This window comes from Streptomyces sp. NPDC127106, assembly GCF_042677605.1.
Classification (GTDB): Bacteria; Actinomycetota; Actinomycetes; order Streptomycetales; family Streptomycetaceae; genus Streptomyces.
Genome location: NZ_JBHXTC010000002.1, coordinates 296,173 through 320,082 on the forward strand (window position 1 = coordinate 296,173; position 23,910 = coordinate 320,082).

The following is a 23,910-nucleotide window of genomic DNA, read 5'->3' on the forward strand; positions in this document are numbered from 1 at the left end:
CCTGCGTCCGGCCACCCTGACCGGGACCGCGCCGCCCCTCGGCGTCGAGGGCCCCGTCAGGTCGTCGCCGGCGCGGACTCGATACACCACGGCTCGATCCCGGCCCCGCCGGTCCGCCCGACGGCCGTTCGCCGCAGGAGAGGGAACTCGTCCCGCACCACGCGCGACTACCTCGCCAGGGCCCGGGGGGTGGGGTCCTCGCTCGCACTCGTCGAATCAGGGAATGTCGATGGTCGAAGAACAACGGTCCGCGGCCCGGGTGTACAGCGGTTCGGCCAGGTGGGCGCCGCCGCCGGCGCTGACGGGGTTCGTCCTGCTGCTCGTGACGGTGTTCGTCGTCTCGTTCGGTGTCGGACGGGCCGCCGGTCCCGTCGCACCCGGTATGCACTCCAACAGCAACGGCTCCGGTTCCCGTGGTGATTCCGCTCCGCACGGTGCCGGCGGCACGGGCGGAGCGCACCCGGGCGGCACGCGATGACGGCAGAAGCGGCCAGCATCGCGCTGGTGAGCACCGATCTGGCCGTCGGCGGTATGACCTGCGCGGCCTGCGTGAACCGGGTGGAGAAGCGGCTGGCCAAACTCGACGGCGTGACGGCCACCGTCAACCTCGCCACCGGCAAGGCCCGGGTGCAACACCCACCGCACGTCGCGGTAGGGGACCTGGTGGCCGCCGTGGAGGGCGCCGGCTACACGGCCGAGCCGGTGGCACCGACCGTGTCGCCGCAGGCCGCCAGCGTCCCGGCGCCGCCGTCGGCGCAGGACGGTGCCGGCGCGGATCGCGAACGGCTGCTGATCACCACCCTGCTGTGCCTGCCGGTCCTCGTGCTGTCGATGGTGCCCGCCCTGCAGTTCCGCTACTGGCAGTGGCTGTGCCTCGTCCTCGCCGGGCCGGTGGTCGTCTGGAGCGCGTGGCCGTTCCACCTGCGGGCGGCGCGTGGGTTGCGGCACTCGGCGGCCACCATGGACACCCTGGTCTCCCTCGGCGTCCTCGCTTCGTTCTCCTGGTCCTTGTACGCGCTGTTCCTCGGCGGTGCCGGCGAGCCGGACATGCGGATGCCGTTCACCCTCCTCCCCTCGGCGGGAGAGGACGTCGCACACGTCTATCTGGAGGCGGCGGTCGGAGTTCCCCTGTTCGTCCTGGCCGGCCGCCACCTGGAGACGCGCGCCCGGCGCGGGACCGGTGCGGCCCTGCGGTCCCTGGCGGGCCTGGCCGTCAAAGACGTGACGGTATGGGAGGACGGTCGCGAGCAGCGGATGCCGATCGGGCAGCTGCGCCTGGGGCAGGAGTTCATCGTCCGGCCCGGGGAGCGGGTCGCCACGGACGGGGTGGTGGTCTCCGGGAGTTCCGCCCTCGACCTCTCCCTCGTCACGGGAGAGAGCGACCCGGTGGAGGTCGGTCCGGGCCGACCGGTGGTGGGCGCCGCCGTGAACGCCTGCGGACTGCTCCGCGTACGGGCCACCGCTGTCGGCTCGGACACGCAACTGGCCCGGATCACCCGGATGGTCGCCGAAGCCCAGGCGGGGAAGGCCCGCGCGCAGCGGCTCGCCGACAAGGTCGCGGGCGTCTTCGTTCCGGTCGTGCTGACGCTGGCCGTCACGGTGCTCGGCTTCTGGCTCGGCGCCGGGGCCGACCCGCAGGCCGCCGTGACAGCGGCCGTGGCGATCCTCGTCGTCGCCTGCCCGTGCGCCCTGGGACTGGCTACCCCCACCGCACTCATGGCGGCCACCGGCCGGGGTGCGCAACTCGGCGTCCTGGTCAGCGGGCCGCAGGCGCTGGAGGCACTGCGTCATATCGACGCCATCGTCCTGGACAAGACCGGCACGCTCACCTCGGGGCACATGTCGGTCGTGCAGGTCACGGCAGTCGACGGCGGCATCGGGCGGGACGCGGTGATCCGGTCGGCCGGGGCGGTGGAGCAGGGGTCGGAGCACCCGCTGGGCCGCGCGCTCGTCTCCTACGCCCGACGCGTGCTCCCCGAGGGGCCGTTGCCTGAGGTCGTCGACTTCGCGGCCACTGCCGGAAGCGGCGTCACGGGGGTGGTCGAAGGCCGCCGGGTGGAGGTACGTGCTCTCGGCGACGGCCTGCCCGACGCGCTGGCGCAGGCGCTGGCCGAGGCGGAGGCCGCCGCGCTCACGCCGGTCCTGGTCCGGGTGGACGGTGTCGACGAAGCGCTCATCGCGCTGGGGGACGCGCTACGGCCCGGAAGCTACCGGGCCGTGGACCGGCTGCGGCGGCTGGGGCTGGAACCGGTCCTGGCCACCGGCGACCGCGACGCCACCGCGCAGGCCGTCGCCGGGGAGCTCGGCATCACCGAGGTTCACTCCCGCTGCACACCGCAGGACAAGGCGGCGCTGGTCCGGGAGTTGAAGGGGCGGGGCCGCCGGGTGGCCGTGATCGGGGACGGGGTCAACGACGCGGCGGCACTGGCGGCGGCCGACCTCGGCATTGCGATGGGCAGTGGGACGGATGTGGCCATCGGGGCCGCTGACGTGACGCTCGTGCGCGGTGACATCGAGGCGGTCGCCGACTCCGTCCGCCTTGCCCGGCGCACGCTGGCGACGATCCGCCTCAACCTGGTCTGGGCGTTCGGCTACAACGTCATGACCGTACCGCTGGCGGCCGTGGGGTGGCTGAACCCGATGGTCGCCGCAGCGGCCATGTCCGCCAGCTCGGTCCTCGTCGTGGCCAACAGCCTGCGCCTGCGCACCTGGCAGCCCTTCCCGAAGCGCTCCGCGGCATCCTCCCGAAAGGCCTCCCGGCGATGACCGATTCCCTCCGGACGACGACAGAAGGCCCGGGGCTGCGCCGTCGGCGCTGGCGCGACGGGCTGCTCGCCGCGGTCGTTCCCGTCGTGGCCTGCCTGACGGCACTGGTCGGCCTGACGGCGTGGACGAAGGCGGGGGCGGCCGGCAGCCCGGCACGCATCGAAGTCGGTGTCGGGCGGGTCTTCCTGCCCTACGCCGACAAGGAGCGGACCGCCGCCTTCTTCACGATCAGCAACACCGGCGGATCGGACGACCAACTGGTGTCCGTCACGTCTCCGGCTCTCGACGACGTGATGCTCAGTCGGCACGAGCGGGTGCGTGAGGGTGCCGACGCGATGGGCATGGTCCCGTCCGTGGACGTCCCGGCAGGAGGCCGCTTGACCATGACGCCGAGCTCCGTCGACGTGATGGCGACGGTGAAGGTCCGGTGGAAGGAGGGCGACCCCGTCCCCTTCGTCCTGCACTTCCGGCGCAGCGGGCCCGTGGACGCGGTGGCGTTCGTGGTGCGGCCGGGCAGCTGAACAGGGCGGCCCGGCCGGCACCAGCGCATCACGCGACGGCGACAGCGACAGCGACAGCGACAGCGACGGAGTCCAGTTGCTTCCTCTGGTCGGGACGTCACGGAAACCAGAACGGGTCTCGATACGACTACGTGAGGGAGCTCACCGGACCACGTGTCCGGCCCATCACCATCCGCACCGGGAAGTGACGCAATGACGGAGCAGAAGTACCAGGTGACCGGCATGTCCTGTGGCCACTGTGCCGACCACGTCACGAAGGAGGTGTCCGCGGTTCCCGGGGTGAGTCGCGTCGTCGTGGACCTCGCGGCGAATGCCGTCACGGTCACGGGCGCGCCCCTCGACGACAGGCTGGTTCGAGCGGCGATCGCCGAAGCGGGCTACGGCGTCACCGACGCTCCTTGATCTCGCAGGGGACGGTTCCCGTCGATCGGCCGACTCCGGGAACCCGGCGGACCCGTCGTCCGACTACTGCGGCGTGGGCGACGGTGGGACATCCTCTCGCGCCCAGCCGCTACGTAAGGATTGAGGTAGGTGTGATGGGCGGGCTGGACGTACGCATGCGCCAGGTGGCCTGCCGGCACGGCCGGGTCGAGGCGGTCGCCGATGTCGATCTGGAGATCGCGGCCGGCGAGCGCGTGGCGCTAACCGGGACCAACGGTTCGGGCAAGACGACGCTCCTGCGTGCCGTGCTGGGTCTCCACCGGCAGGTGTCGGGGTCGATCACGGTCGGGGGACGGGGCACCGGGTCGCCGGCGGAGTGGGCGTGGCGGCGACGGGCGTGTGCCTGGATCCCGCAGAAGCCCGCGGCGGGCCGGTTCCCGCTGCTGGGCTCCGAGTTGCTGGCCAGCAGCACCGCTCCCGCGGATGCCGCCGAGGCGGCGGACCGGCTCGGTGTCGCGGAGTTGGCCGAGCGCCCTCTGCACACCCTGTCGGGCGGCCAGTTGCAGCGCATGTACCTGGCTCGGGCGATGGGATGCGTGGCCGCCGGGGCGCAGGTGCTGTTGGCGGACGAGCCGACGGCCGCGCTCGACTTCGGCGGGCAGGAGGAGGCCGCGGACGTCCTCACCTCCCTGCCGGTGACGCTGGTGGTGGTGACGCACGACCGGAGCCTGGCGGAGCGCTGTGACCGGGTGCTGGAGATGGCGGCGGGCCGGCTGCGGGAGGTGCGGTGACCCTCGCGACCGCCGACCTCGGCGCTCTCCTGCAGCTCGTCCCCGTACAGCGGGCGGGGATCGCCCTGCTGCTCGCGGCGGTCGGGCTGCCCGTGATCGGGGTGGTCATCGTCGGGCTCGACATCATGCCGGTGCGGTTCGCGATGATGCACGTCGCGTTGCTGGGCATCGCGGTCGGTCTGCTGACCGGTCTCGACCCCATGCTGTGCGCGCTGGTCGCGTGCGCCCTCGCCGGAGCGGGCGTGGCCCCGCTCGCCCGGACCCCGGACGGCCTGTCCGGCGCGATGGGCCTGCTGATGAGCCTGGCGATCGCCGCGGCGCTGCTCCTCATGGCGGTGTCGGGGGTCAACGCATCCGGTGCCTTCGCACTGCTGTGGGGGTCGATCCTGTCCGTGGGCACGCCGGATCTGATCGTCCTCGGCGTGCTGGCCGTCGCCGTACCGGTCCTGTTCTGGTGGCGGCGGCGCGAGATCGGCCTCCTGCTGTACGACCGTGAGCTCGCCCAGTGCTCGGGCGTGCCGGTGCGGGCGCTGACCGCCGTCCTCCTCGTCCTGGTGGCTGTCGCGGTCGCCGGGGCGATCAAGCTGACCGGCGCGTTGCTGGTCGACGCCCTGACCCTGCTGCCCGCGCTCGCGGCTCGCCGCCTGGGCAGCTCCTTGAAGTCGATCACGCTGTGGGCCATCGGCATCGGCGTCGTCGTCAACCTGACGGGGTTCCTCCTGGCCCTGTGGCTGGACTGGCCGCCCGGCCCGGTCCTCGTCCTGACGGCGGGGGCCCTCGTCCTCGCCGTGCATTTCATACCCGAACGGAGAATCAGCTCATGGCGCGCACCCGCGTCCGTATCCCTGCCCTCGTCGCACTGAGCGCGGCGCTCCTCCTGACCGCGGCGTGCGGCAGCGACCCCGCTTCCGACGCCGCCGCACCGGCCAAGGGCAGCGGCGAGGCGAAGAAGGACAAGCCCGTGGTGGTCGTGACCACCACATGGGAGGGCGCTTTCGCCAAGGCCGCCGGCGCGGAGGACGTGAAGGTGATCGTCCCGCAGTCGGTGCACCACGCCCCCGACTACGACCCGAAGCCCTCCGACCTCGCCGCCGTGGCGAAGGCCGACTTCGTGCTCTACGCGCCCTTCGAGCCGTACGCGGCGAAGATCAAGGAAGCGGCGGGCTCCAAGGCGAAGCTGGTCGAGGTCAACCTCGACAACGACCCCGACAAGGTCAAGGCCGAGGTCGACAAGCTGGGCGCGCTCTTCGGCACGGCGGACGCCGCCACCCAGTGGAAGGCCGGCTTCGACACCGAGTGCGCGAAGCTGAACAAGGACGTCCAGGCGTCCTGGCCCGGCGGCAAGAGCCCCTCCGTCGTCACCCAGGTCTTCACCGCCTGGGCCGCGAAGCTCGCGGGAGCCACCCCCGTGGGCACCTACGGACCCGAAGCCGTCACCCCGGCCCAGCTCGCCGACCTTTCCGCGAAGAAGCCGGCCCTCGTCCTGGACAACGCCCACATGTCCACCGGTACGGTCCTGCCCGACTCCGGGGCCAAGCAGGTCAAGATCGTCAACTACCCCGGCGTAGACCTCGACCTGCTTCCCGTCTACCGCAACGCGGCAGCCGAGCTGAAGAAGGCCATGGCTTCGTGATCCGGACGGCGCGGAGCGCGCCGTGACCGCTTCCGTCCCGGGACAGGGCGCACCCCTGTCCCGGACGTGGGCCCGGGCAGCGCAGAGCTGCCCGGGCCCACGTGTCATCCGGCCTGTGCCAGCGGGGCCGGGCCCGTGTGGCGGCGCCCGTCCGGCTCGGACAGGCGGCGGTGCCCGTCCGGCTCGGACAGGCGCTCGCGCAGGGCGGCGCGGTCGGGCTTGCCCGCCGGGGTCAGCGGGAGTTCGGCCAGCAGCAGCAGGTGCTCGGGGTGCTTGCGCTGCTCCAGGCCGCGGGCGGTCAGATGGGCGCCGAGCCCTCCCAGTACGGGGGCCTCGGCCGTGCGGGGCACGATGCAGGCGGCCAGCCGCTCCCCCATGACCGAGTCGGGTACGCCCACGCACACCACGTCACGGACCAACGGGTGGGAGGCCAGCTCGCGCTCCACCTCGGCCGGGCTGATGTTGGCGCCGCCCCGGATCACGATGTCCTTGAGCCGTCCGACGACGTGCAGGGTGCCGCCGTCGTCGAGGAAGCCGAGGTCGCCGGTGCGGACCCAGCCGTCGGGGGTGCGGTAGCGGGCGTCGAGGTGCGGGGAGGCGACGTAACACAGCGGGGTCATCGGGCCGCGCGAGATGATCTCCCCGATGGTGCCGTCGGGCAGCGGTTCGTGGGTGTCCGGGTCGGCGATGCGGATCTCCGCGACGCGGGGGTCGGGGTGACCCGCGACCACGCCCGTGCTGTCGGTGGGCGGGACCTGGTGGGCGAGGCCGGTGTGGCAGTTGACGCCGTCGGCGGATCCGTAGAGGTTGACGACGGGGCTGCCGAAGGCGCGGGCGGCGTCCTTGGCGGTCGTCTCGTCGAGGGGTGATCCGCCGAGGACCAGGGCGGTCGGGGCGGGCAGTGCGCCGCCGTCGGCGTCGAGCCGGTCGAGCATCATCCGGATCATGGTCGGCACGCCGAGGATGTGGGTCGGCTCGTGCTCGCGTACGGCCGCCAGGGCGGCTTCGGGGGTGAAGTGGTCGAGCAGGACCAGGGTGCCGCCGTGCCGGGCCAGCGTCACCGCGGTGCCGTTGGAGCCGAAGGCGGAGGCGAGCGGGACGAGGAACAGGCAGCGCGGAGGCGTTCCGTCCGGCATGAGGGAGGCGAGGAAGTTGCCGCGGCCGCCGGCGAGGGCGTTGTGGGAGTAGGCGATCATCTTCGGTTCGGCCTCGGACCCGGAGGAGACCAGGATGCGGGCCGCGCTGTCGGGATCCGGCCGGGCCGGGGTGAACGCCGTCGCGTCCGAGCGCAGCAGCTGCGAGAAGGCGACCGTCCCTGCAGGGGCCGCTCCGGGGCCGGCGGCGATCACGTGCCGCAGCGCGGGCTGCGAGGGGGCCAGGGTGAGCAGGTCGGCTGCGTGGTGCGACCCGCGGTGTTCGGTCGCGGCGATGACGGCGACGGCTTCGGCGCGGCGCAGCAGGCACTCGGCCTCCAGGACGCCCCGGCCGACGGGGAAGGGCAGGGCGATCGCGCCGAGGGCCGCGATGGCCAGGTCGGCGATGACGGCGTTGCGGTTGTTGGGGAGCTGTACGCCGACCACGTCGCCCGGGCCTATCCCCAGGTCGCGCAGGCCGGCGGCCAGACATCGCACCTTGCGGTCCAGGGCGGTGTAACAGAGCTTGCCCTTGTCGTCGAGGACGGCGGTCGCGTGCAGGTTCGCGATCTGGCGTGCCCGGAAGAGGCTGTAGAGGTCGAGGTCGGGGCAGGTGCCGTCGACCGCCCAGGAACGGCGGAGTTCGGCGGGCAGCAGGTCGTGCAGGGCGACGGTCATCTGAAGCTCCAGGGGTCGGGAACGGCAGGGGCACCGTGCGCGTCACGGCTGATCGAGCCGGCGAAGCGCGCGTCGTGGTGGAGGTCGGCCAGGTCGCTGGTGACGGCGGTGGCGGTCAGGCCGTGGCCGGCCAGCAGGGACAGGGCGTCGGGGGTGGTGAGTTCGCCCAGGTCGTAGGCGGCGGCTGCGGCTGCGCACGCGTCGGAGGGGGCGATCCATCCGTCCGCCGTGGGCAGCGGGCGGCGGAATCCGGCGGGCCGCCGCGGGTTCTCACCGCGGGCAGCACGGCGCAGGGCGGGTGCGGTCAGGGTGTCGGCCGCGCCGAGGAGGGAGGAGTCGACGCGCACGCCGTGCCCGGTGCGCTCCCGCAGCAGGAGCCCCGCGAGCACGGCTTCGGCGCCGGTCAGCCCGCCCAGCACGTCGAGCAGGGTCATCAGGGACGGGGCGGGCGGTTCGCCTTCGGGACGTACGGCCTCACCGACGCCGGTACGGGCCTGGACCATGAAGTCCGTGCCCATGGGGGCGTCGGGCAGCCGGTCGGCCCAGCCGCTCGTGTACGCGTAGACCAGGCCCGGGTGCACGGCGGCGAGGTCGTCGGCGTCAAGGCCGAGTTCTGCGGCCTTGCCCGGGGCCCAGTTGTGCAGGAAGACATCGGCTTCGGCGGCCATCTCCCGCAGGCGACGCCGGTCGGCCTCCGCCTTGATGTCGATCTCCACCGCCTTCTTGCCCCGGTTGAGGGCGAGCCAGCGGGCCGAGATGCCCGAGCAGGCCGGGGGCATCCCGCGCAGCGGGTCCCCGCCCGGCGGCTCGATCCGTATGACCTCGGCTCCGAGCAGTCCCAGCAGGTGCGCGGCGAGCGGGGCCTGGATGCGGCGGCCCGCCTCCAGCACGGTGATGCCGGCCAGCGGCCGGCCGGCGGCCGGAGCGGCTACGGCGGACTTGGCACCGGGCTGGAGCTTGGCACCGGGCTGGAGCAGACTCAGGGACCAGGGCGCGGCGCCGTCGTGTTCGGCGGCCCGCTCGGCGAGCGTGCGCAGGACGCACACCTGCGCGCCGGAGAGGGCGGCGGCCTGCCGGATCCGATCCAGGGGGTGGGCCCGGGTGACCTCGTGCAGAGCTGCGGGGAAGGGGGAGCAGGCGGTGGCGTACCGGAACTGGAAGGGCCGCCAGCCGGCCCGCATCGCGGCGGCGGGCGCTTCGAGGGCCTTCCAGAATGCGGCCCAGGCCCCGGGGTCGAGGGTCTCCAGTTCGAAGAGGGTGCCCTCGGCGGAGGTGAAGGGCGGGCCGCCGGGTGCGAGGTCCGCCGCTTCGCCCTCGTCGGCGCCGGCGGCGGCGAGGTACTGGGAGACGGCGAGCAGCCCGGCTCGGTCCGCGCTCGTGGTGACCTGCTGCGGCTCGATGCCCCGGGCCGACCCGATCAGGGTGGCGAGGAGTGCCTGGACGGTGAGGACGGCGGTGGCGGTGGCCGTGTAGTCGGCGGCCAGGCCGCGCGGGCCGCCGTCGCGCCGGCCGTGGACGGCCATGACGCCGGTGGCGGCCTGCACGGTGGCCTCGTCGACGAGGCCGGCCTCCGGGCCGCCCCAGCCGGTGGTCGCGTGGACCGGCTCGAATCCTGCTCCTGTGATCATGACGTGTCCGGTGGCCGCGTCGTCCTGCCCGACGGGCTCGCCCTGTGCGCCGAGCAGCCGGAGGCGGTCCGCCAACTCGCTCGTGATCTGCGGCGGCCCCGAGGTGTCGAAGCGCAGTGTGTCGAGCGGCCGGACCGTCTGCGTGGTTGCTGGTGACGCCATGCCTCTCCTCTCCTGGCGCGGCGGTGGCCGCGCCGGGACGTTTCCGGATCCTCGGGAACCCGGCAGCATGCGCACCCGACCAGTTCCACGGACAGACAGTCGGACAACCGTTCCCACGGGTTCCCGGAAATCTGGAGGAAAGCAGTGGCAGAGTCAGGCGCAGCCCACACCGCGCACGCCCAACGTGACCGGCACGTGGCCGAGTTGCGCAATCGGGTCGCTCAGTTCGTCCGGGCCGAGGTGATCCCGTACGAGCCGGTGCTGGACGCGGGAGGCCCTGCGGCGGCGGCCGCCCTGGGCGAGCTGCGGGACCGGGCCCGGAAGGGGGGCCTGTGGGCCCTGCCGCTCCCGGTGGAACTGGGCGGCGGGGGCCTTGCCTTGGGGGCGTATGCCGCACTGGCCGAGGCCGAGGGCGTCAGCGATCACGGACCCGTTGCTCTCGGCTCCGCTCCTCTCCTCGACGTCACGATGCTCGCGCGCCACGGCGGGAGCCGGATCCGTGAGGAGTACCTCACGGGCCTGGTCGCCGGAGAGATCCGCAGCTGCTACGCGATGACCGAGCCCGGTGCGCCCGGCACGGACCCCTTCCAGACCGCTACCCGGGCCGAACGTCGGGCGGACGGCAGCTGGATCGTCACCGGCCGCAAGTGGTTCACCTCGGGAGCCGCGACCGCCGACCTGGTCACCGTGCTGGCCCGCACCACAGGCGCCACCGGGGACCGCGAGGGGCTGTCCCTGCTCCTGATACCGACGGGTTCCCCCGGCTTCCGCGTCGTCCGTGAACTCCCGGTGTTCGGTGCGGCCGGCCAGTACGAGATAGAGCTCGACCGGGTGCCGGTGCCGGCCGACCACCTGGTCGGCGAGCCGGGCCGGGCACTCGCCGTCGCCGGGGAGCGGCTGCAGTTGGGCCGGACGTTGCGCTGCCTGCGCTGGCTCGGCCAGGCGCAGCGCGCCTTCGACCTCATGTGCGAGCGCGCCGCCACCCGGAGCGGATCCCGCGGACCGCTCGGCGACCACCAGCTGGTCCAGCAGCACGTCTTCGAAGCCCTGCTCGCCCTGCGCACCACTCGCCCCCTGGTCCACGAGGCGGTGGCCCTCATCGACGCCGGGCAGGACGCCCATGTCGAGGTCGGGCTCGCCAAGGTCGCCGCGGCGCGGATGCTCCAGCAGGTCACCGACTCCGCCATCCAGGTCCACGGCGCCGCCGGACTCGGCCCGGACACCCCGCTTCCCGCGCTGTTCCGCAGCGGACGTGCCGCCCGCATCCTCGACGGCCCGGATGAACTGCACATCACCTCCGTGGCCCGCCGGGTCCTTCGCGGCCACGGCGCGCAGCCTGTTTCGTCTCTCCCCGGCGCAGCAGTCGCTGCTTCCTCCGCCGGCACAACCATCTCCTCCTGAGGTTCGCCGCAACTGCCTGATGCGAAGTCAGTCGGTCGAGCACTGCGACCAGTTCCCCCGTCCCGATATGGCCCGCACCACATCGCCCGCGTCCGGAGCAGGAAACCGGACGGGAACCACTCACACCATCCGCACCCCGGTGCAACGCGCTCGACGAGGGTGCGAGGATGAGCCCGCAATGACACCAGGCCACTGTTCCCGAGCCGTACGGGCTGCGACGTTCGCAGCCCTGTGCGTGCTGCTCGCGGCCACCGGCCACGTGCTCATGTCGGGAACGCCCGTAGCCGGCTGGGCCATGGCTGCCGCGCTCGTCGGCACGTCCGCCCTCGCCTGGTCCCTGGCCGGCACCGAGCGCGGGCTCCTCGCCGTCACCACGGTGGCGATCGCCGTCCAGGCCGCACTGCACGCGGGGTTCTCCCTGGTCCAGTCCCTCGGCCAACCGCTCCGGTCCGGCCGGTCCTTCGCGCAGGAGTGGGCCCAGTACCTGACGTGCGGGGACACTGAACTGTCCGCGTCCGAAGCCGCGCGCCTGGTCGACGACGCCGGCCTCGGCGCCAAGGTGCAGCAGCCGCCCCCCGGAACCACGGAAGTGGCGGATGCAGGGGCACACGCCCCCCACGCCCTCCACGGCATGGTCGACGCCGCGGCGGGTACGCCCGTGCCGGACGCGCACGCCATGGCCGGCATGTCGATGTCACCGTCCGGCATGCTGGCGGCGCACCTGCTGGCCGCCGTCATCGCCGGACTCTGGCTCGCCTACGGAGAACAGGCCGCCTTCCGGCTCCTGCGCACCTTCGCGGCATGGCTCTGGACGCCGCTGCGGCTGCTCCTGGCCCCGACGCGGGTGCCGCACCGGCCACCGCTGCACGCTCGCCGCGAGCGCCACAGCAGCCCGCTGCGGCAGCTCTTCCTGATCAACGTCATCACCTCACGGGGTCCGCCGGCGGGAACCGCTGTCATCTGACAGCCGGCTCCCCGAGCACGCGCGGGCGATCCCCGCCGAGCCTCGGGCATCGGCCATGCCCTCCGGCAGGCCGTACACCCCACCGGCCCGCCGACTGCGACGCCGGGCACCACACGCGTAAGGACCTTGTGGCGATGACCCCTGCCCCGAGCACCCGCCAGGATCCCGCCGAGCCGAAGACGGCCAGGCACACCCCCAGTAGCGACGAGGCCGTGACACGACTCGCGCTCGCCGCACGTGACGGCGACCCCGAGAAGGCCGACCGGTTCGTGCGCTCCCTCCAACGCGACGTCTGGCGGTACGTCGCGTTCCTCAGCGCCGACCCCCAGGCGGCCGACGACCTCACCCAGGACGTCTTCGTACGGGCCCTCCAGGCGCTGCCCCGGTTCGAGGGCCGCTCCTCCGCCCGCACCTGGCTGCTGTCCATTGCCCGCCGCACCGTCGTGGACAGCCTCCGCCGCTCCGCCGCCCGGCCACGCCTGGCGGACCGCCACGACTGGCAGACCGCCGCCGAACAAGCACAGCCCCAGGGGCTCCCCGGGTTCGAGGACGGCATCGCCCTCGCCGAACTCCTGGCGACGATTCCGGAAGAACGCCGCGAGGCCTTCATCCTCACCCAACTGCTGGGGCTGCCCTACGTCGAGGCGGCCGACGCCATCGGATGCCCCATCGGTACGGTGCGCTCCCGCGTCGCCCGCGCCCGGTCCTCGCTCATGGCGCTCCTCACGGACATCGAGGTGCCCACCGCAGAACAGGACCGTCCCGTACCGCAGCGGCGCCGCGCTGCCGTGCCGGCAGCTCCCGCCCTCCGGGCCGTGGCACTGCTCGCCTGAACCAGGAGGTGAGGGATGCGGGCGGGGCACGGCGTGCGCGTGCCCCGCCCCGTCCACCACACCCCTTCGGTCCGCTGGCATGCGGTGCCGCCCCCGGGCGTGTCTTCGTCACGGGTAGGCTGTGAGCGCAGCTGGTTCGCCCCGTCCGCCAGGCGGGATGCGTCGTAAGAGGGAACCCGGTGGGAATCCGGGACTGCCCCGCAGCGGTGAGCGGGAACGACCGCCGTCATACGCACTGGGACCGGAACCGGTCCTGGGAAGCGACGGCCAGTAGGGGCCCGCCGGGAAACCGGCAGGCGTGCCCGCGAGTCCGAAGACCTGCCCGTTGCCCGCATGCCGAAGGCGCATGCGGGGTCCCGGAGGACGATCTCCAGGGCCTTTCTGCCGCGACTCGCGAAGGAGAGTTGACGTGGCCGACCAGACTGCCACCGCCGTGGGGTGCACCGCCAAGGGCCCCGGCGATTCCCGGGTGACGCTCGCCCACATCATGAGCGAGCACGACACCAACCTGTACGGAACCATCCACGGCGGCGTGGTGATGAAGCTCATCGACGACGCGGCCGCTGCCGCAGCCGGGCGTCATGCCGACGGCCCCGCCGTCACCGTGGCCGTGGACCGGATGGCCTTCCTGGCGCCGGTGCGCGCCGGTGACCTGCTCAGTGTCGACGCCGAGCTGGAACGCGCCGGCCGGACCTCGATGTCGGTCGGCGTACGCGTCCGCGCCGAACGCTGGAACGCGTCGGGCCCCGCTGCCGAAGTGGCGACCGCGAGAATGACCTTCGTCGCGATAGACGCGGACGGCAGGCCGCGGCCCGTCCCGGCCCTCGACATCCCCCACCCGATCCCCTCGTAGGCCGCGTCGCACCGGAGCCGGTGAGAACGCCCCGCGCCTCCAAGGGCATCGCCGTCGCGCGGGGACGCCGTCCCGCTGTCCAGCAGCCCGTTGGGCGATCCAGCGTGCAGCAGCGGTCGCAGTGGGGTGTACCGGGGCTGGCTGGACTCCCACGCACCGGGCCGCACACCCTCGCTCGCCCCGTGCCTTCGACGAGGTGTGAAGAACATCCGATCCATCTGCGGTGAGAGGACCACCCATGCCCCGCAACCATCCGAAGTCCGTGCTGTCCGCCTTCGCCGTGGCCTTGCTGATATCCGGCTGCGGAGGCGGTACCGCGCCCTCCGCCACCTCGTCGGCGGGTGCGCCCGCCCAAGGGTTTCCGGTCACGATCGACAACTGCGGGGTGAAGAGCACCTATCAGCGACCGCCGCGGCGCGCCGTCTCGCTGAACCAGCACGCGACCGAGGTCCTGCTGTCGCTCGGCCTGGAGAAGTCGATGGTGGGCACGGGCTATCTCGACGACCGGATCCTCCCCGAGTACCAGGCCGCCTACGACAGCGTGAAGGTCGTCTCCAAGGAGTACCCCTCCTTCGAAGTCCTCCTGGAGGCCGAGCCCGACTTCGTCTACGGCGGGTGGGCCTCCACCTTCGACGAGAAGGAAGGACGCAGCCGGGCCGCCTTCACCAAGGCCGGGATCAACACGTACCTCAACACCGAGGAGTGCCCCACCGGCCCGGTGACCGTGGCCTCCATGGACGAGGAGATCCGCACCCTCGCCAAGATCTTCGGTGTGCCCGAGCGGGCGGAGGAGCGGCTGGGGAAGCTGCACGCCACCCTCGACACGGTCGAAACCCAGCTCACCGGTGTCACCCCGGTCAAGCTGTTCGTCTACGACAGCGGCGACAAGACGGCGTTCACCGCCGGTGGCAAAGGCATCGGCAACGAGATGATCCGGCGGGCCGGCGGCGTGAACCTCTTCGCCGACCTCGACAAGGCCTTCGGCGACGTCTCGTTCGAGCAGGTCGCGCAGCGCTCCCCCGAGGCCATCGTCATCTACGACTACGGCGACCAGTCCGTCGAGGACAAGAAGAAGTTCCTGCTGGCCAACCCGGCGCTCAAGGACGTGCCAGCGATCAGGAACCAGCGGTTCGCGGTCCTGCCGCTGTCCTCCACCGTGCTCGGCGTCCGGATGCCGTCGGCCGTGGAGTCGCTGGCGAAGCAGCTGCACCCGGGCCGCGTCCGGTGACCGGGGTGAAGGCCCCGGCGGCCGAGGAGGCCGGCCCTCGCGAGGAGAGCCGGCCCGTCCCCGCGCGTCGCCGCCGGACCCCGTACGGCCTGGTGCTGACGTTCTGCGGCGTTCTGGTGGTCTGCGCCGCGACGGCCGGGATCGCAGCGGGATCGATCAGCGTCCCGGCCGACCAGGTGTGGGGCATCCTGCTGCACCGCGTGCACCCGGCGCTCGCCGAGCCGACGTGGACCCCGGTGCGCGAGACGATCGTCGTCGACGTACGTCTGCCCCGCGTACTGCTGGCCGGCGTGGTGGGTGCGGGTCTGTCGGTGGCCGGGATGGCGCTCCAGGCCCTGGTGCGCAACCCGCTGGCCGACCCGATGCTGCTCGGGGTGTCCTCGGGTGCGTCGGTCGGCGCGGTGCTCGTCCTGGTCCTGAACCTGACCGTGTTCGGGCTGTTCACCCTGCCGGTGGCCGCGTTCTGCGGCGCCCTGGCCGCCTTGGTCGCCGTCTATTTCCTCGCCCGCTCCGGTGGGCGGATGACGACGGTACGGCTGGTCCTGGCGGGTGTGGCCACGGCGGAGGTGCTGTCTGCGCTGGCGAGCTTCCTGATCGTCACCTCGAACGATCCGCACAAGACGCAGTCCGCGCTGCGCTGGATGCTCGGCGGACTGGCCGGCACCACCTGGACCACGGTGTGGATCCCCGTCGGCGCGGTCCTGCTCGGTACGGCCGTCCTCCTCGGCGTCTGCCGTCCCCTCAACCTCCTGCTCGCCGGCGAGGAAGCCGCAGCGGCTCTCGGTCTGGACGTCCACCGCTTCCGCGGCGCCCTGTTCACCTTGGTGGCCCTGATGATCGGTACGATCGTCGCGGTCAGCGGGCAGATCGGATTCGTCGGACTGATCATGCCGCACGTGGTGCGGCTGCTCGTGGGCGCCGACCACCGCCGCGCCCTGCCCGCTGCAGCCCTCCTCGGAGCGGCATTCCTGATCAGCGCCGATCTTGCCGCGCGCACGCTCATGAGCCCCGAAGAGATACCGGTCGGCATCCTCACCGCCCTGGTCGGCGGCCCGTTCTTCCTCTGGCTGATGCGACGAAAGGCCGCTCGGTGACCAACCCGTCCACCGGTGAACCCGGTCGTCTCGACGCCCAGGGCGTCAGCGTCGTCGTGAACGGCAAGGTCCTGGTCGACCAGGCGTCACTGCACGTGGCGCCCGGCGAGGTGGTGGGCCTGGTCGGCCCCAACGGCGCCGGCAAGTCCACCCTGCTGCGCACCTTCTACCGAGCGCTGCGCCCCACCACAGGCCGGATCCTGCTCGACGGGGAGGACGTGTGGCGGTTGCCCGGCAAGCGGGTCGCCCAGCGCCTCGCGGCCGTACTGCAGGAAACGTCTGGGGACTTCGCACTGACCGTGTACGACGTGGTCGCCATGGGCCGCACCCCGCACAAGCGGGCCTTCGCGGGCGATGACGCGGACGACCGGGACGTCATCACGCGGTCGCTGGCGGAACTCCACGTCGAAGCCCTCGCCCACGCTCCGTTCGACCGGCTCTCGGGTGGGGAGAAACAGCGGGTCCTGATCGCCCGCGCCGTGGCACAGCGCACGGGGACCATGGTCCTGGACGAACCGACGAACCACCTGGACCTGCGCCACCAGCTCGACGCCCTCAGGCTCGTCCGCCGGCTCGGCGTCACCGCCGTCGTCGCCCTCCACGACCTGAACCTCGCCGCGGCCTTCTGCGACCGGATCTGCGTCATGGCCGGCGGTCGGATCGTCGCCACCGGCAAGCCCGAGGAGGTCCTCACCGGGCCCCTCCTGTCCGAGGTGTACGAAGTCGAAGCCGAGGTCATCGAGCATCCGCGCACGGGAGTGCCCTTCGTCAGCGTCCTGCCCGGTCACGAACGGCCGACCGGCGAAGCACGGGAGGCTGGAGAACAGGCCGTTCGCAAGAGCTGAGGGAACGCGGCCGGGTCCCGCGGCTCCCCGTCGCGAGCAGCCTGGTCCTCGACCCCCTCCCGTTCTCCTGACCAACTCCGGACACGAGAAGTCATCGCATGCGTCTCGGGCTCGCCCTGGGCTGACGGCGGAGAACCCGTCGAAGAGATCCTCCCCGTCGTGGAGGAGTACGGCCCCGACGCCGTGAGCATCCTCGGCTACCTCGCCGCGACCACCGAGCACGTCGAGCTCGGCACCGCGATCATGCAGATCGGTACGGGCGAGCGGCACCCGGGCCCACACCCCGCCGGAGATGTGGGCCCGGGGACGCTCGCCGGAGATGCGGGTGCTACCAGGAGGACTTGGTGACTCCGGGCAGGAAGCCGGCGTGTGCCTGCTCACGCATGCGGACGCGCGAGAGCCCGAACTTCCGCAGGTGCCCGCGGGGGCGGCCGTCCACGCTGTCCCGGTTGCGGACCCGGGTGGCGCTCGCGTTGCGGGGCTGCTTGCGCAGCTCCGCCAGCGCCGCGCGCCGCTCGGCCTCCGTCGAGGAAGGCCGCCGGAGGACCTCCTTCAGCTCGGCGCGCCTCGCGGCGTACCGCTCGACGACCGCCTTGCGCTTCTCGTTCTGCGCGATCTTGCTCTTCTTGGCCATCAGACCTTCACCCCCCGGGCGCGGATCCGGGCCACCGCGGCCTCGATGCCGATGGCGTCGACGGTCTTGATCGCCTTCGCGCTCAGGGTCAGGCGGACGTGGCGCCCCTCGCTCGGCAGCCAGTAGCGCTTGCGCTGGATGTTGGGGTCGAAGCGGCGGGAGGTGCGCCGGTGGGAGTGGGAGATGTTGTGGCCGAAGCCCGGCTGGGCGCCGGTCAGCTGGCAGTGGGCGGACAAGGGTGCTACCTGCCCCTCTCTGGACGGGAGTGGTTATTGGAAACGATTTCCATTCCCGTATAGTACTGGCATGGCTCGCAACGAAGTACGCCCGATCGTCAAACTCCGCTCCACGGCCGGCACCGGCTACACGTACGTCACCCGCAAGAACCGGCGGAACGACCCGGACCGCATGGTGCTGCGCAAGTTCGACCCGGTGCTGCGCCGGCACGTCGACTTCCGCGAAGAGCGCTGACCCCCGCACCTCCTCCTGCCTGAAGGACGCCCTCATGAAGCCCGGAATCCATCCCGCGTACGGCCCCGTCGTCTTCCGTGACAAGGCCGCCGACTTCGCCTTCCTCACCCGCTCGACCGCCACCAGCGAGAAGACGGTGGAGTGGGAGGACGGCAACACCTACCCCGTCATCGACGTGGAGATCTCCTCGCAGAGCCACCCCTTCTACACCGGCACCGCCCGCGTCCTGGACACCGCCGGTCGTGTGGAGCGCTTCCAGCGCCGTTACGGGAGCACGGCATGACCCTGCCCGTCGTCATCGTCGGCGGGCTCCACTCGGACGCCCGCAAGGAGGTCGTGGAGCGGCTGCTGCACGACCTCCCCGGCAGCGTCGCCCTCCACCACGACTTGGCCACAGCAGCGGCGGGCACGGTCCTGCGCACGGTGCGTGACGCCTCGGGCGAGCTGTCCCGGGGCGAGACGCCCCTCGTCAACGACTGCGCCTGCTGCGCGCTGCGCGAGGACCTGCTCCCCGAGCTGGAACGACTGGCCGACAGCGGCCAGACCCGGTTGGCCGTCGTCGAACTGTGGGACTCCGTAGAGCCCAAATCCATGGCCGAGGTCATCGCCGCGCACGGCGCCGGTGCACTCGATCTCACGGGTGTGATCACCGCGGTGGACCCGGCGCTCGTCCTGCCGTACCTCGTCAACGGCGACGACCTGGCCGACGCAGGCCTCGCAGCGGCGGCCACCGACCAGCGCACGGTCGGAGACACCTGGGCGCGGCAGCTCGAGTACGCGCCCGTACTCGCCCTCGTCGACAGCGCGGAAGCCGACGCCGAGGACCACGCCCTGCTGGCCCAGCTCCACCCGACCGCCCGGCAGGTGTCCGCCACGTCCGGCGAGCTCGCCCGTTCCGTCCTCGCCGGGTTCGACGTGGAAGCGGCGGCCGCCGCCCAGCACCCGGCCTGCGCCCTGCTCCCGCAGGAGGCGGAGGCCGCGGGAGTCACCACCTTCGTCTGGCACCGCCGCCGCCCCTTCCACCCCGAGCGCCTCTACCACGCGCTCGAAGACCTGTGCTGCGCGGCCGCCCGTAGCCGTGGCCGGTTCTGGCTCGCCGACCGCCCCGACACCCTGCTGGCCTGGGACGCAGCGGGCGGCGCCCTGTGCGTGGAGAACGCCGGGCCCTGGCTGGCGTCCCTGCCGGACGCCGCCTGGGAACTGGTCCCGCCCATGCGCCGGGCGGCCGCCTCGCTCGACTGGCATCCCGAGCACGGCGACTGCTGCCAGCACCTGGTCTTCACCTCGCCCGGCCTCGACCGCCACGGCCTGGAACAGCTCCTGGAGTCCTGCCTCCTCAGCGACGCCGAATACGCGGCGGGGCCCGAGGCCTGGAGGTCCCTTCCCGCCGCCTTCGACTCCCTGCTCGACCCCGTTTCCTGACGAACCGACGACCTCAAGGAACCCGCATGGCCCGCCGCCAGAACCCCCGCAAGCCACTCACGTCCCGCCCCAACCCGCTGGACGCAGCGAAGATCACCTACATCGACTACAAGGACACCGACCTGCTGCGGAAGTTCGTCTCCGACCGGGGGAAGATCCGCAGCCGGCGCGTCACCCGCGTCACCGCCCAGCAGCAGCGACAGCTCGCCGCCGCCATCAAGAACGCCCGCGAGATGGCCCTGCTCCCGTACGGCACCCGATAGGTCCCGGCGGAAACCCGCCGACGGCACCACCGATTTCCTGCCGCCACCAGCCCGGCAGCGCCCCGTCAACGACAACACCCCGACTCACCCAGGAGAACCCCGTGGCCGTCCCCAAGCGGAAGATGTCCCGTAGCAACACCCGCCACCGCCGCGCCCAGTGGAAGGCCACCACGCCGCAGCTCGTCCCGATCACGGTCGACGGCTCCGTGTACCAGGTGCCGCAGCGCCTGGTGAAGGCGTACGAGCGCGGCTTGCTCCGTCCCGAGGGCTGAACCGCTCATGACGACGTACGACCGACTGCCGGTGACCGTCCTGTCCGGGTTCCTCGGCGCGGGAAAGACCACCCTGCTCAACCACGTCCTCGGAAACCGCGAGGGGCTGCGGGTAGCGGTGATCGTCAACGACATGAGCGAGGTCAACATCGACGCCGCGCTCGTCCGCGGCGGCGAGGCCGCCCTGTCGCGCACCGAGGAACGCCTGGTCGAGATGACCAACGGGTGCATCTGCTGCACCCTGCGCGACGACCTGCTCGAAGAGGTGGACCGGCTCGCCCGCGAGGGACGCTTCGACTACCTGCTCGTCGAGTCCAGCGGCATCTCGGAACCCATGCCCGTCGCCGCGACGTTCTCCTTCCCCCGCGACGACGGCGCCACCCTCGGCGATCTCGCCCGCCTCGACACCATGGTCACCGTGGTCGACGCGGCGAACTTCCTGCCGGAACTCGCGGGTGGCGACGAACTCGCCGCGCGCGGGCTCGACCAGTACGAGGACGACGAACGCACCGTCAGCGACCTCCTCGTGGACCAGATCGAGTTCGCGGACGTCATCGTTCTCAACAAGCTCGACCTGGTCGGAGCGAATCAGGCCGCCCGGCTGCGCGCCGCCCTGACCCGCCTCAACCCCGAGGCCCGGATCGTCCCCGCCGTCCGTGGACGGGTGGCGCTCCAGCAGGTGCTGGGCACCGGTCTGTTCGACGTCGAGCGGGCCCAGCAGGCCCCCGGCTGGGTCAAGGAGCTGAACGGAGACCACGTTCCGGAAACGGAGGAGTACGGCATCTCCTCCCTCGTCTTCCGCTCCGACCGCCCCTTCCACCCCGGCCGCCTGTGGGCCTTCGTCACCGAGGGCCTCGACAGCGGCACCTTCGGCCACGTCCTGCGCTCCAAGGGCTTCTTCCGGCTCGCCAGTCGCCCCCGGGTGACCGGCCTGTGGTCACAGGCCGGCGCGGTGGCCCGCTTCGAACCCTCGGGCGTCCTCGGCGCGGACACCGCGCAGGGCCAGGAACTCGTCTTCATCGGCACCGGCCTGCGCCCCGACGCCCTCCGCGCAGCCCTCGAAGCCTGCCTGCTCGACCCGGGCGAGCCCGTCCCCACCGAGGACGACTTCCCGGCGTGGGAGACGTACGGAATGGAAGACGCCTGCGAACACGAACACTCCGCCCCAGAGGCGGCCTGAAACTCCGGGCCGGGATGGGGGTCCCCCCTGCTCGAGCGAAGCCGAGAGCAGGGGGGAGGTCGCAGCCACGGCACTGCCCAGCCCGGTGCCGTGGCCGTGGTCGTCCCCGGTCGGGTGGCTGTGCGATCGATTCGCTGGTGGGCCGGGCCGGCACGACCCGAGGAGCGGGGGGTGGGCCCGGAGTGCGGACCGGCGGGTCCATAGGGTGGCCCCATGTCTGCCACGTTGAGTTCCACGAAAGCCGCTGCCGCGCTGCGCACAGCGGCTCGCGTGTCCGCCGAGTCGTTGCTGGTCCTGCTGATAGCCGGGGTGGCCCTGTGGATCGTGGGTCGCATGTGGTCGGTCGTCTGGCCGCTCATCGTCGGACTGCTCCTCACGACCCTGACCTGGCCGCTGACTCGCTTCCTGCGGCGGCACGGCTGGCCTCCCGCCGTGGCGGCAGGGGTCGTCACGGTCTCGTTCATGCTGGTCGTCGCCGGCATCGTCGCGCTCATCGCGGTGCCGGTCGCATCCCAGTCCGGGGAGCTTTCCAAGGGCGTGGTCGAGGGAATCCAGCGACTGCGTGAGTGGGCGGCCGGGCCGCCGCTGAACATCGGCGACGACGAGATCTCCGGCGCTCTCGACACGGCGATGGCCCGCGTCCAGGACAGCATCGGCAGCATGGTCACCGCGGTCGCGACCGGCGTGGGCACCGTGTTCAACGGCGTGGTCACGGCCTTCCTCGCCCTCTTCCTGATGTTCTTCTTCCTGAAGGACGGCACCCGGTTCGTGCCGTGGCTCAGCCGCCAGCTCCCCGGGCGACTCGCCGTCGACGTCCCGATCGTGGCGGAGCGGAGCTGGGACACCCTGGGGGCGTTCGTGCGCAGCCAGGCCTTCGTCGGCCTCCTCGACGCCGTGTTCATCGGCCTGGGTCTGTGGATCCTCGGCGTCCCCTTGGTCCTCCCCCTCGCAGTGCTGACCTTCGTCTCCGCGTTCGTGCCGATCGTGGGCGCCCTGTTCGCCGGCTTGGTGGCGGTTCTCATCGCGCTCGTGTCGAACGGCGTCACGGACGCGCTGATCGTTCTGGCGATCATCGTCGTGGTACAGCAGTTGGAGGGAAACGTGTTCCAGCCCATGATCCAGAGTCGCGGGCTCGGCCTGCACGCGGCCGTCGTCCTGCTGGCGGTGACGCTCGGCGGCAGCCTGGCCGGCATCGTGGGCAGTCTGCTCGCCGTCCCGTCGGCCGCGCTCATCGCGGTGTGCTGGAACTACCTGCGCGAGCAGCTCGGCGAGGAAAGTCCGGAACCGGACCCCGACGAGGCGCACACCCCCGTCCCCGTCACGTCGTGACCCGACGGCGGGCCACCCGCTAGTCCCGCTGTGCGGGCCCGAAGGCGGGTGGCCGCTGGTCGTCCCCGGCAGGACCGACGTCGCCGTTCTTCCACTCCGGGTCGTAGGCGCAGGGCACGCTGGCGCCACCGGTGAAGTACTCCCGTTCCGGGTACCACGTGAAGGACATCCGCTCGTTGCCGTCCCGCTGGACGAACAGGTCCCAGTCCCTGCCCTGCTCGCCTTCACGGTAGGACGTGACCTTCCAGCCGTTGTCCTTGAAGAACTGGTGCAGTCGGCGGAGGCCGGGGACCGCCTGGCTCGCCGGCACGTGGTCCAGAGCCCATTTGTGGCTCATCGAGTAGGCGCCGTCGACGGTCTTGTCCTCCAGCCCCAGCAGGCCCCCGTCGTAGCAGAAGTTGGTGTCGAAGGTGTTCTCCGTGCTGACGCCGATCTTCTCGACTCCGGGTTCTATGGTGCGCGTGAACCCCATGACCTCGTAGGCCTCCTGGGAACGCTGGAGGGCGCGGCTCGCCATCTCCTCGGGCGCGACGCGGGGGAAGTCCGTCCTCCCCGATGAGCCCCATGCGAGCGTGACGACCAGCACGAGTACGCCGACGAGCGCGGCGCCCCCGCATCCCAGGGCGCCGAGAAGGCAAGAGGAGGAGGCCCTGGACTCGGTCGGATCAGGGGTGGCGGCGCTTGGCACGGTCTCGTCGGGCATGCGAGGACACTAGGCGAGCGGGGGTGCGCAGCGGATGGGTGCGGTTACCGGTTCTGAGTGAGTACGCGTACTCACACGAGGCCCGACCACAGCGCCTCGCGGCGCCACAGAAGTGGCGACCGCCGTCGCAGCGAGGTTGATCAGCGTCTGCGTTGGCCGTCGGGCCGGTCTTCCGGTGTCGAGCTTGTTTCCCCGAACAGATGCCGGTGCGACCGGCTCCACGCCACCCGGCCTTCGAGTTCCCGTAGGAGGCCCTCGGCGACCCAGGTGGCCTGGGGCTCATGGCCTCGGCCGGCCAGACCACTGACGGGCCGGTCCACCACCGAGTCGAAGTCACGGACCCGGGCGCCTGGTTCACCGCGCGACGGGGTTTCGATCCGCGAACCGAGATCGCCCTGGCGCACCACTTGGCCCCCGCCTACGAGGCCGTCGCGGCCACACACAACCAGCTCGGCCTGACCGAGCCCGTCGACCCCGCCGCGCGGCCCTACCACACCAGACCCTTCCAGGTCCTGCACGCCGAACGCTTCACCGCGGCGCTGCGCACCCGCATCACCCATCCTCGCATCGGCTCCCTGCCGACGACCGGCGCCGTCGACCAGTTCGTCGACAGCACGGACGTCCTCTGCCATCCGGAACTGACCCGCGCCGCCACCAACGGTCTGCTGTCCCCCTGAGGCCTCCGGCTCAGGCGGTTCCTGCCTCTTGCTTGCGCTCGACCCTCG

The 23,910-nt window shown here is 72.2% G+C and carries 27 protein-coding genes, 1 pseudogene and 1 riboswitch; of the genes and pseudogenes, 23 read left to right on the forward strand and 5 right to left on the reverse strand.

Features of this window, described 5'->3' with window-relative positions:
* Nucleotides 1-223: 223 nt before the first annotated feature.
* The 7 genes from ACFVGY_RS03980 (at nt 224) to ACFVGY_RS04010 (ending at nt 6,092) form a co-directional block, all read left to right on the forward strand.
* On the forward strand, nt 224-478 hold the full coding sequence (locus tag ACFVGY_RS03980) for a hypothetical protein (protein WP_385670536.1): 255 nt from the start codon (nt 224-226) through the stop codon (nt 476-478).
* Nucleotides 475-2,766 carry a heavy metal translocating P-type ATPase gene (locus ACFVGY_RS03985; protein WP_385670539.1) on the forward strand — a complete coding sequence of 764 codons (2,292 nt, stop codon included), beginning with the start codon at nt 475-477 and terminating at the stop codon, nt 2,764-2,766. The genes ACFVGY_RS03980 and ACFVGY_RS03985 overlap by 4 nt, the downstream gene beginning before the upstream one ends.
* The gene (locus ACFVGY_RS03990) at nt 2,763-3,287 is read left to right on the forward strand and encodes a copper chaperone PCu(A)C (RefSeq protein ID WP_385670542.1); all 525 of its coding nucleotides are present in this window, start codon (nt 2,763-2,765) and stop codon (nt 3,285-3,287) included. The genes ACFVGY_RS03985 and ACFVGY_RS03990 overlap by 4 nt, the downstream gene beginning before the upstream one ends.
* A gap of 192 nt (nt 3,288-3,479) precedes the next feature.
* On the forward strand, nt 3,480-3,689 hold the full coding sequence (locus tag ACFVGY_RS03995) for a heavy-metal-associated domain-containing protein (RefSeq protein ID WP_385670545.1): 210 nt from the start codon (nt 3,480-3,482) through the stop codon (nt 3,687-3,689).
* Between the two features lie 134 nt (nt 3,690-3,823).
* Nucleotides 3,824-4,459 (forward strand): metal ABC transporter ATP-binding protein, encoded by a 636-nt coding sequence (locus ACFVGY_RS04000; protein WP_385670548.1) that lies wholly within the window; start codon nt 3,824-3,826, stop codon nt 4,457-4,459.
* Entirely contained in the window at nt 4,456-5,322 is an 867-nt protein-coding gene (locus tag ACFVGY_RS04005) for a metal ABC transporter permease (RefSeq protein WP_385670551.1), read from the forward strand. The genes ACFVGY_RS04000 and ACFVGY_RS04005 overlap by 4 nt, the downstream gene beginning before the upstream one ends.
* Nucleotides 5,280-6,092, forward strand: a complete 813-nt coding sequence (locus ACFVGY_RS04010) for a metal ABC transporter solute-binding protein, Zn/Mn family (protein WP_385670553.1) — start codon at nt 5,280-5,282, stop codon at nt 6,090-6,092. Before ACFVGY_RS04005 ends, ACFVGY_RS04010 begins: the two co-directional genes overlap by 43 nt.
* Nucleotides 6,093-6,196: 104 nt before the next feature.
* Here the strand turns inward: ACFVGY_RS04010 and ACFVGY_RS04015 are convergent, their stop codons facing one another.
* Nucleotides 6,197-7,903 carry a class I adenylate-forming enzyme family protein gene (locus ACFVGY_RS04015; protein WP_385670556.1) on the reverse strand — a complete coding sequence of 569 codons (1,707 nt, stop codon included), beginning with the start codon at nt 7,901-7,903 and terminating at the stop codon, nt 6,197-6,199.
* Nucleotides 7,900-9,693, reverse strand: coding sequence for a CoA transferase (locus ACFVGY_RS04020; protein ID WP_385670559.1), 1,794 nt, complete (start codon nt 9,691-9,693; stop codon nt 7,900-7,902). Before ACFVGY_RS04020 ends, ACFVGY_RS04015 begins: the two co-directional genes overlap by 4 nt.
* 144 nt (nt 9,694-9,837) lie before the next feature.
* Here ACFVGY_RS04020 and ACFVGY_RS04025 point away from each other — a divergent pair, with 144 nt between their 5' ends.
* The 8 genes and pseudogenes from ACFVGY_RS04025 to ACFVGY_RS04060 all read left to right on the forward strand — a co-directional run bounded on the left by ACFVGY_RS04025 (nt 9,838) and on the right by ACFVGY_RS04060 (nt 17,259).
* Nucleotides 9,838-11,094 carry an acyl-CoA dehydrogenase family protein gene (locus ACFVGY_RS04025; RefSeq protein WP_385670562.1) on the forward strand — a complete coding sequence of 419 codons (1,257 nt, stop codon included), beginning with the start codon at nt 9,838-9,840 and terminating at the stop codon, nt 11,092-11,094.
* Nucleotides 11,095-11,272: 178 nt separating this feature from the next.
* Entirely contained in the window at nt 11,273-12,058 is a 786-nt protein-coding gene (locus ACFVGY_RS04030; protein ID WP_385670565.1) for a hypothetical protein, read from the forward strand.
* Between the two features lie 134 nt (nt 12,059-12,192).
* Nucleotides 12,193-12,891 carry a sigma-70 family RNA polymerase sigma factor gene (locus ACFVGY_RS04035; RefSeq protein WP_385670567.1) on the forward strand — a complete coding sequence of 233 codons (699 nt, stop codon included), beginning with the start codon at nt 12,193-12,195 and terminating at the stop codon, nt 12,889-12,891.
* Nucleotides 12,892-13,006: 115 nt separating this feature from the next.
* Nucleotides 13,007-13,232, forward strand: a riboswitch (cobalamin riboswitch).
* A gap of 68 nt (nt 13,233-13,300) precedes the next feature.
* Nucleotides 13,301-13,711, forward strand: a pseudogene (locus tag ACFVGY_RS04040) (acyl-CoA thioesterase); the annotation flags it as partial.
* 271 nt (nt 13,712-13,982) lie between these two features.
* Nucleotides 13,983-14,972, forward strand: coding sequence for an ABC transporter substrate-binding protein (locus ACFVGY_RS04045; protein ID WP_385670569.1), 990 nt, complete (start codon nt 13,983-13,985; stop codon nt 14,970-14,972).
* A gap of 5 nt (nt 14,973-14,977) precedes the next feature.
* On the forward strand, nt 14,978-16,066 hold the full coding sequence (locus ACFVGY_RS04050; protein ID WP_385670572.1) for a FecCD family ABC transporter permease: 1,089 nt from the start codon (nt 14,978-14,980) through the stop codon (nt 16,064-16,066).
* A complete protein-coding gene (locus ACFVGY_RS04055; RefSeq protein ID WP_385670887.1) occupies nt 16,036-16,911 on the forward strand; it encodes an ABC transporter ATP-binding protein in 876 nt (291 codons plus the stop codon). Before ACFVGY_RS04050 ends, ACFVGY_RS04055 begins: the two co-directional genes overlap by 31 nt.
* A 159-nt stretch (nt 16,912-17,070) precedes the next feature.
* On the forward strand, nt 17,071-17,259 hold the full coding sequence (locus ACFVGY_RS04060; protein ID WP_385670575.1) for a hypothetical protein: 189 nt from the start codon (nt 17,071-17,073) through the stop codon (nt 17,257-17,259).
* Here the strand turns inward: ACFVGY_RS04060 and rpsN are convergent.
* Nucleotides 17,240-17,545, reverse strand: coding sequence for a 30S ribosomal protein S14 (rpsN, locus tag ACFVGY_RS04065; protein WP_385670578.1), 306 nt, complete (start codon nt 17,543-17,545; stop codon nt 17,240-17,242). The two genes, ACFVGY_RS04060 and rpsN, sit on opposite strands and share 20 nt — an antisense overlap.
* Nucleotides 17,545-17,781 (reverse strand): 50S ribosomal protein L28, encoded by a 237-nt coding sequence (gene rpmB, locus ACFVGY_RS04070; RefSeq protein ID WP_385670581.1) that lies wholly within the window; start codon nt 17,779-17,781, stop codon nt 17,545-17,547. The genes rpsN and rpmB overlap by 1 nt, the downstream gene beginning before the upstream one ends.
* A 70-nt stretch (nt 17,782-17,851) precedes the next feature.
* On the opposite strand from rpmB, the gene rpmG reads away from it, so the two are divergent.
* From rpmG to ACFVGY_RS04105, 7 genes are all read left to right on the forward strand, one after another.
* A complete protein-coding gene (rpmG, locus tag ACFVGY_RS04075; RefSeq protein WP_385670584.1) occupies nt 17,852-18,016 on the forward strand; it encodes a 50S ribosomal protein L33 in 165 nt (54 codons plus the stop codon).
* A gap of 34 nt (nt 18,017-18,050) precedes the next feature.
* Nucleotides 18,051-18,299 (forward strand): type B 50S ribosomal protein L31, encoded by a 249-nt coding sequence (locus tag ACFVGY_RS04080; protein ID WP_069922962.1) that lies wholly within the window; start codon nt 18,051-18,053, stop codon nt 18,297-18,299.
* Nucleotides 18,296-19,438 carry a CobW family GTP-binding protein gene (locus ACFVGY_RS04085; RefSeq protein WP_385670587.1) on the forward strand — a complete coding sequence of 381 codons (1,143 nt, stop codon included), beginning with the start codon at nt 18,296-18,298 and terminating at the stop codon, nt 19,436-19,438. Before ACFVGY_RS04080 ends, ACFVGY_RS04085 begins: the two co-directional genes overlap by 4 nt.
* 26 nt (nt 19,439-19,464) lie before the next feature.
* Nucleotides 19,465-19,701: a 30S ribosomal protein S18 gene (gene rpsR, locus ACFVGY_RS04090; protein WP_385670590.1), complete on the forward strand. Its 237-nt coding sequence runs from the start codon at nt 19,465-19,467 to the stop codon at nt 19,699-19,701.
* A 101-nt stretch (nt 19,702-19,802) separates the two neighbouring features.
* Nucleotides 19,803-19,973 (forward strand): 50S ribosomal protein L32, encoded by a 171-nt coding sequence (gene rpmF / locus ACFVGY_RS04095; RefSeq protein ID WP_007267665.1) that lies wholly within the window; start codon nt 19,803-19,805, stop codon nt 19,971-19,973.
* 7 nt (nt 19,974-19,980) lie between these two features.
* The gene (locus tag ACFVGY_RS04100; protein ID WP_385670593.1) at nt 19,981-21,153 is read left to right on the forward strand and encodes a GTP-binding protein; all 1,173 of its coding nucleotides are present in this window, start codon (nt 19,981-19,983) and stop codon (nt 21,151-21,153) included.
* 213 nt (nt 21,154-21,366) lie between these two features.
* On the forward strand, nt 21,367-22,482 hold the full coding sequence (locus tag ACFVGY_RS04105; protein ID WP_385670596.1) for an AI-2E family transporter: 1,116 nt from the start codon (nt 21,367-21,369) through the stop codon (nt 22,480-22,482).
* Nucleotides 22,483-22,501: 19 nt separating this feature from the next.
* On the opposite strand, the gene ACFVGY_RS04110 is transcribed toward ACFVGY_RS04105, so the two are convergent.
* Nucleotides 22,502-23,185, reverse strand: coding sequence for a hypothetical protein (locus ACFVGY_RS04110; RefSeq protein ID WP_385670599.1), 684 nt, complete (start codon nt 23,183-23,185; stop codon nt 22,502-22,504).
* 281 nt (nt 23,186-23,466) lie between these two features.
* On the opposite strand from ACFVGY_RS04110, the gene ACFVGY_RS04115 reads away from it, so the two are divergent.
* Nucleotides 23,467-23,862 (forward strand): hypothetical protein, encoded by a 396-nt coding sequence (locus tag ACFVGY_RS04115; protein WP_385670602.1) that lies wholly within the window; start codon nt 23,467-23,469, stop codon nt 23,860-23,862.
* Nucleotides 23,863-23,910: the final 48 nt, after the last annotated feature.

Excerpts from the sequence above, each read along its gene's own strand:
- rpmG (WP_385670584.1), top strand. The coding sequence starts at position 17,852 with ATGGCTCGCAACGAAGTACGCCCGATCGTCAAACTCCGCTCCACGGCC.
- ACFVGY_RS04085 (WP_385670587.1), top strand. The coding sequence starts at position 18,296 with ATGACCCTGCCCGTCGTCATCGTCGGCGGGCTCCACTCGGACGCCCGC.
- ACFVGY_RS04105 (WP_385670596.1), top strand. The coding sequence starts at position 21,367 with ATGTCTGCCACGTTGAGTTCCACGAAAGCCGCTGCCGCGCTGCGCACA.
- ACFVGY_RS04015 (WP_385670556.1), bottom strand. The coding sequence starts at position 7,903 with ATGACCGTCGCCCTGCACGACCTGCTGCCCGCCGAACTCCGCCGTTCC.
- ACFVGY_RS03985 (WP_385670539.1), top strand. The coding sequence starts at position 475 with ATGACGGCAGAAGCGGCCAGCATCGCGCTGGTGAGCACCGATCTGGCC.
- ACFVGY_RS04110 (WP_385670599.1), bottom strand. The coding sequence starts at position 23,185 with ATGCCCGACGAGACCGTGCCAAGCGCCGCCACCCCTGATCCGACCGAG.
- ACFVGY_RS03980 (WP_385670536.1), top strand. The coding sequence starts at position 224 with ATGTCGATGGTCGAAGAACAACGGTCCGCGGCCCGGGTGTACAGCGGT.
- ACFVGY_RS03990 (WP_385670542.1), top strand. The coding sequence starts at position 2,763 with ATGACCGATTCCCTCCGGACGACGACAGAAGGCCCGGGGCTGCGCCGT.
- ACFVGY_RS04030 (WP_385670565.1), top strand. The coding sequence starts at position 11,273 with ATGACACCAGGCCACTGTTCCCGAGCCGTACGGGCTGCGACGTTCGCA.
- ACFVGY_RS04080 (WP_069922962.1), top strand. The coding sequence starts at position 18,051 with ATGAAGCCCGGAATCCATCCCGCGTACGGCCCCGTCGTCTTCCGTGAC.
- ACFVGY_RS04045 (WP_385670569.1), top strand. The coding sequence starts at position 13,983 with ATGCCCCGCAACCATCCGAAGTCCGTGCTGTCCGCCTTCGCCGTGGCC.
- rpsN (WP_385670578.1), bottom strand. The coding sequence starts at position 17,545 with ATGGCCAAGAAGAGCAAGATCGCGCAGAACGAGAAGCGCAAGGCGGTC.
- ACFVGY_RS04000 (WP_385670548.1), top strand. The coding sequence starts at position 3,824 with ATGGGCGGGCTGGACGTACGCATGCGCCAGGTGGCCTGCCGGCACGGC.
- rpsR (WP_385670590.1), top strand. The coding sequence starts at position 19,465 with ATGGCCCGCCGCCAGAACCCCCGCAAGCCACTCACGTCCCGCCCCAAC.
- ACFVGY_RS04020 (WP_385670559.1), bottom strand. The coding sequence starts at position 9,693 with ATGGCGTCACCAGCAACCACGCAGACGGTCCGGCCGCTCGACACACTG.
- ACFVGY_RS04010 (WP_385670553.1), top strand. The coding sequence starts at position 5,280 with ATGGCGCGCACCCGCGTCCGTATCCCTGCCCTCGTCGCACTGAGCGCG.
- ACFVGY_RS04035 (WP_385670567.1), top strand. The coding sequence starts at position 12,193 with ATGACCCCTGCCCCGAGCACCCGCCAGGATCCCGCCGAGCCGAAGACG.
- ACFVGY_RS04115 (WP_385670602.1), top strand. The coding sequence starts at position 23,467 with ATGGCCTCGGCCGGCCAGACCACTGACGGGCCGGTCCACCACCGAGTC.
- ACFVGY_RS04100 (WP_385670593.1), top strand. The coding sequence starts at position 19,981 with ATGACGACGTACGACCGACTGCCGGTGACCGTCCTGTCCGGGTTCCTC.
- ACFVGY_RS03995 (WP_385670545.1), top strand. The coding sequence starts at position 3,480 with ATGACGGAGCAGAAGTACCAGGTGACCGGCATGTCCTGTGGCCACTGT.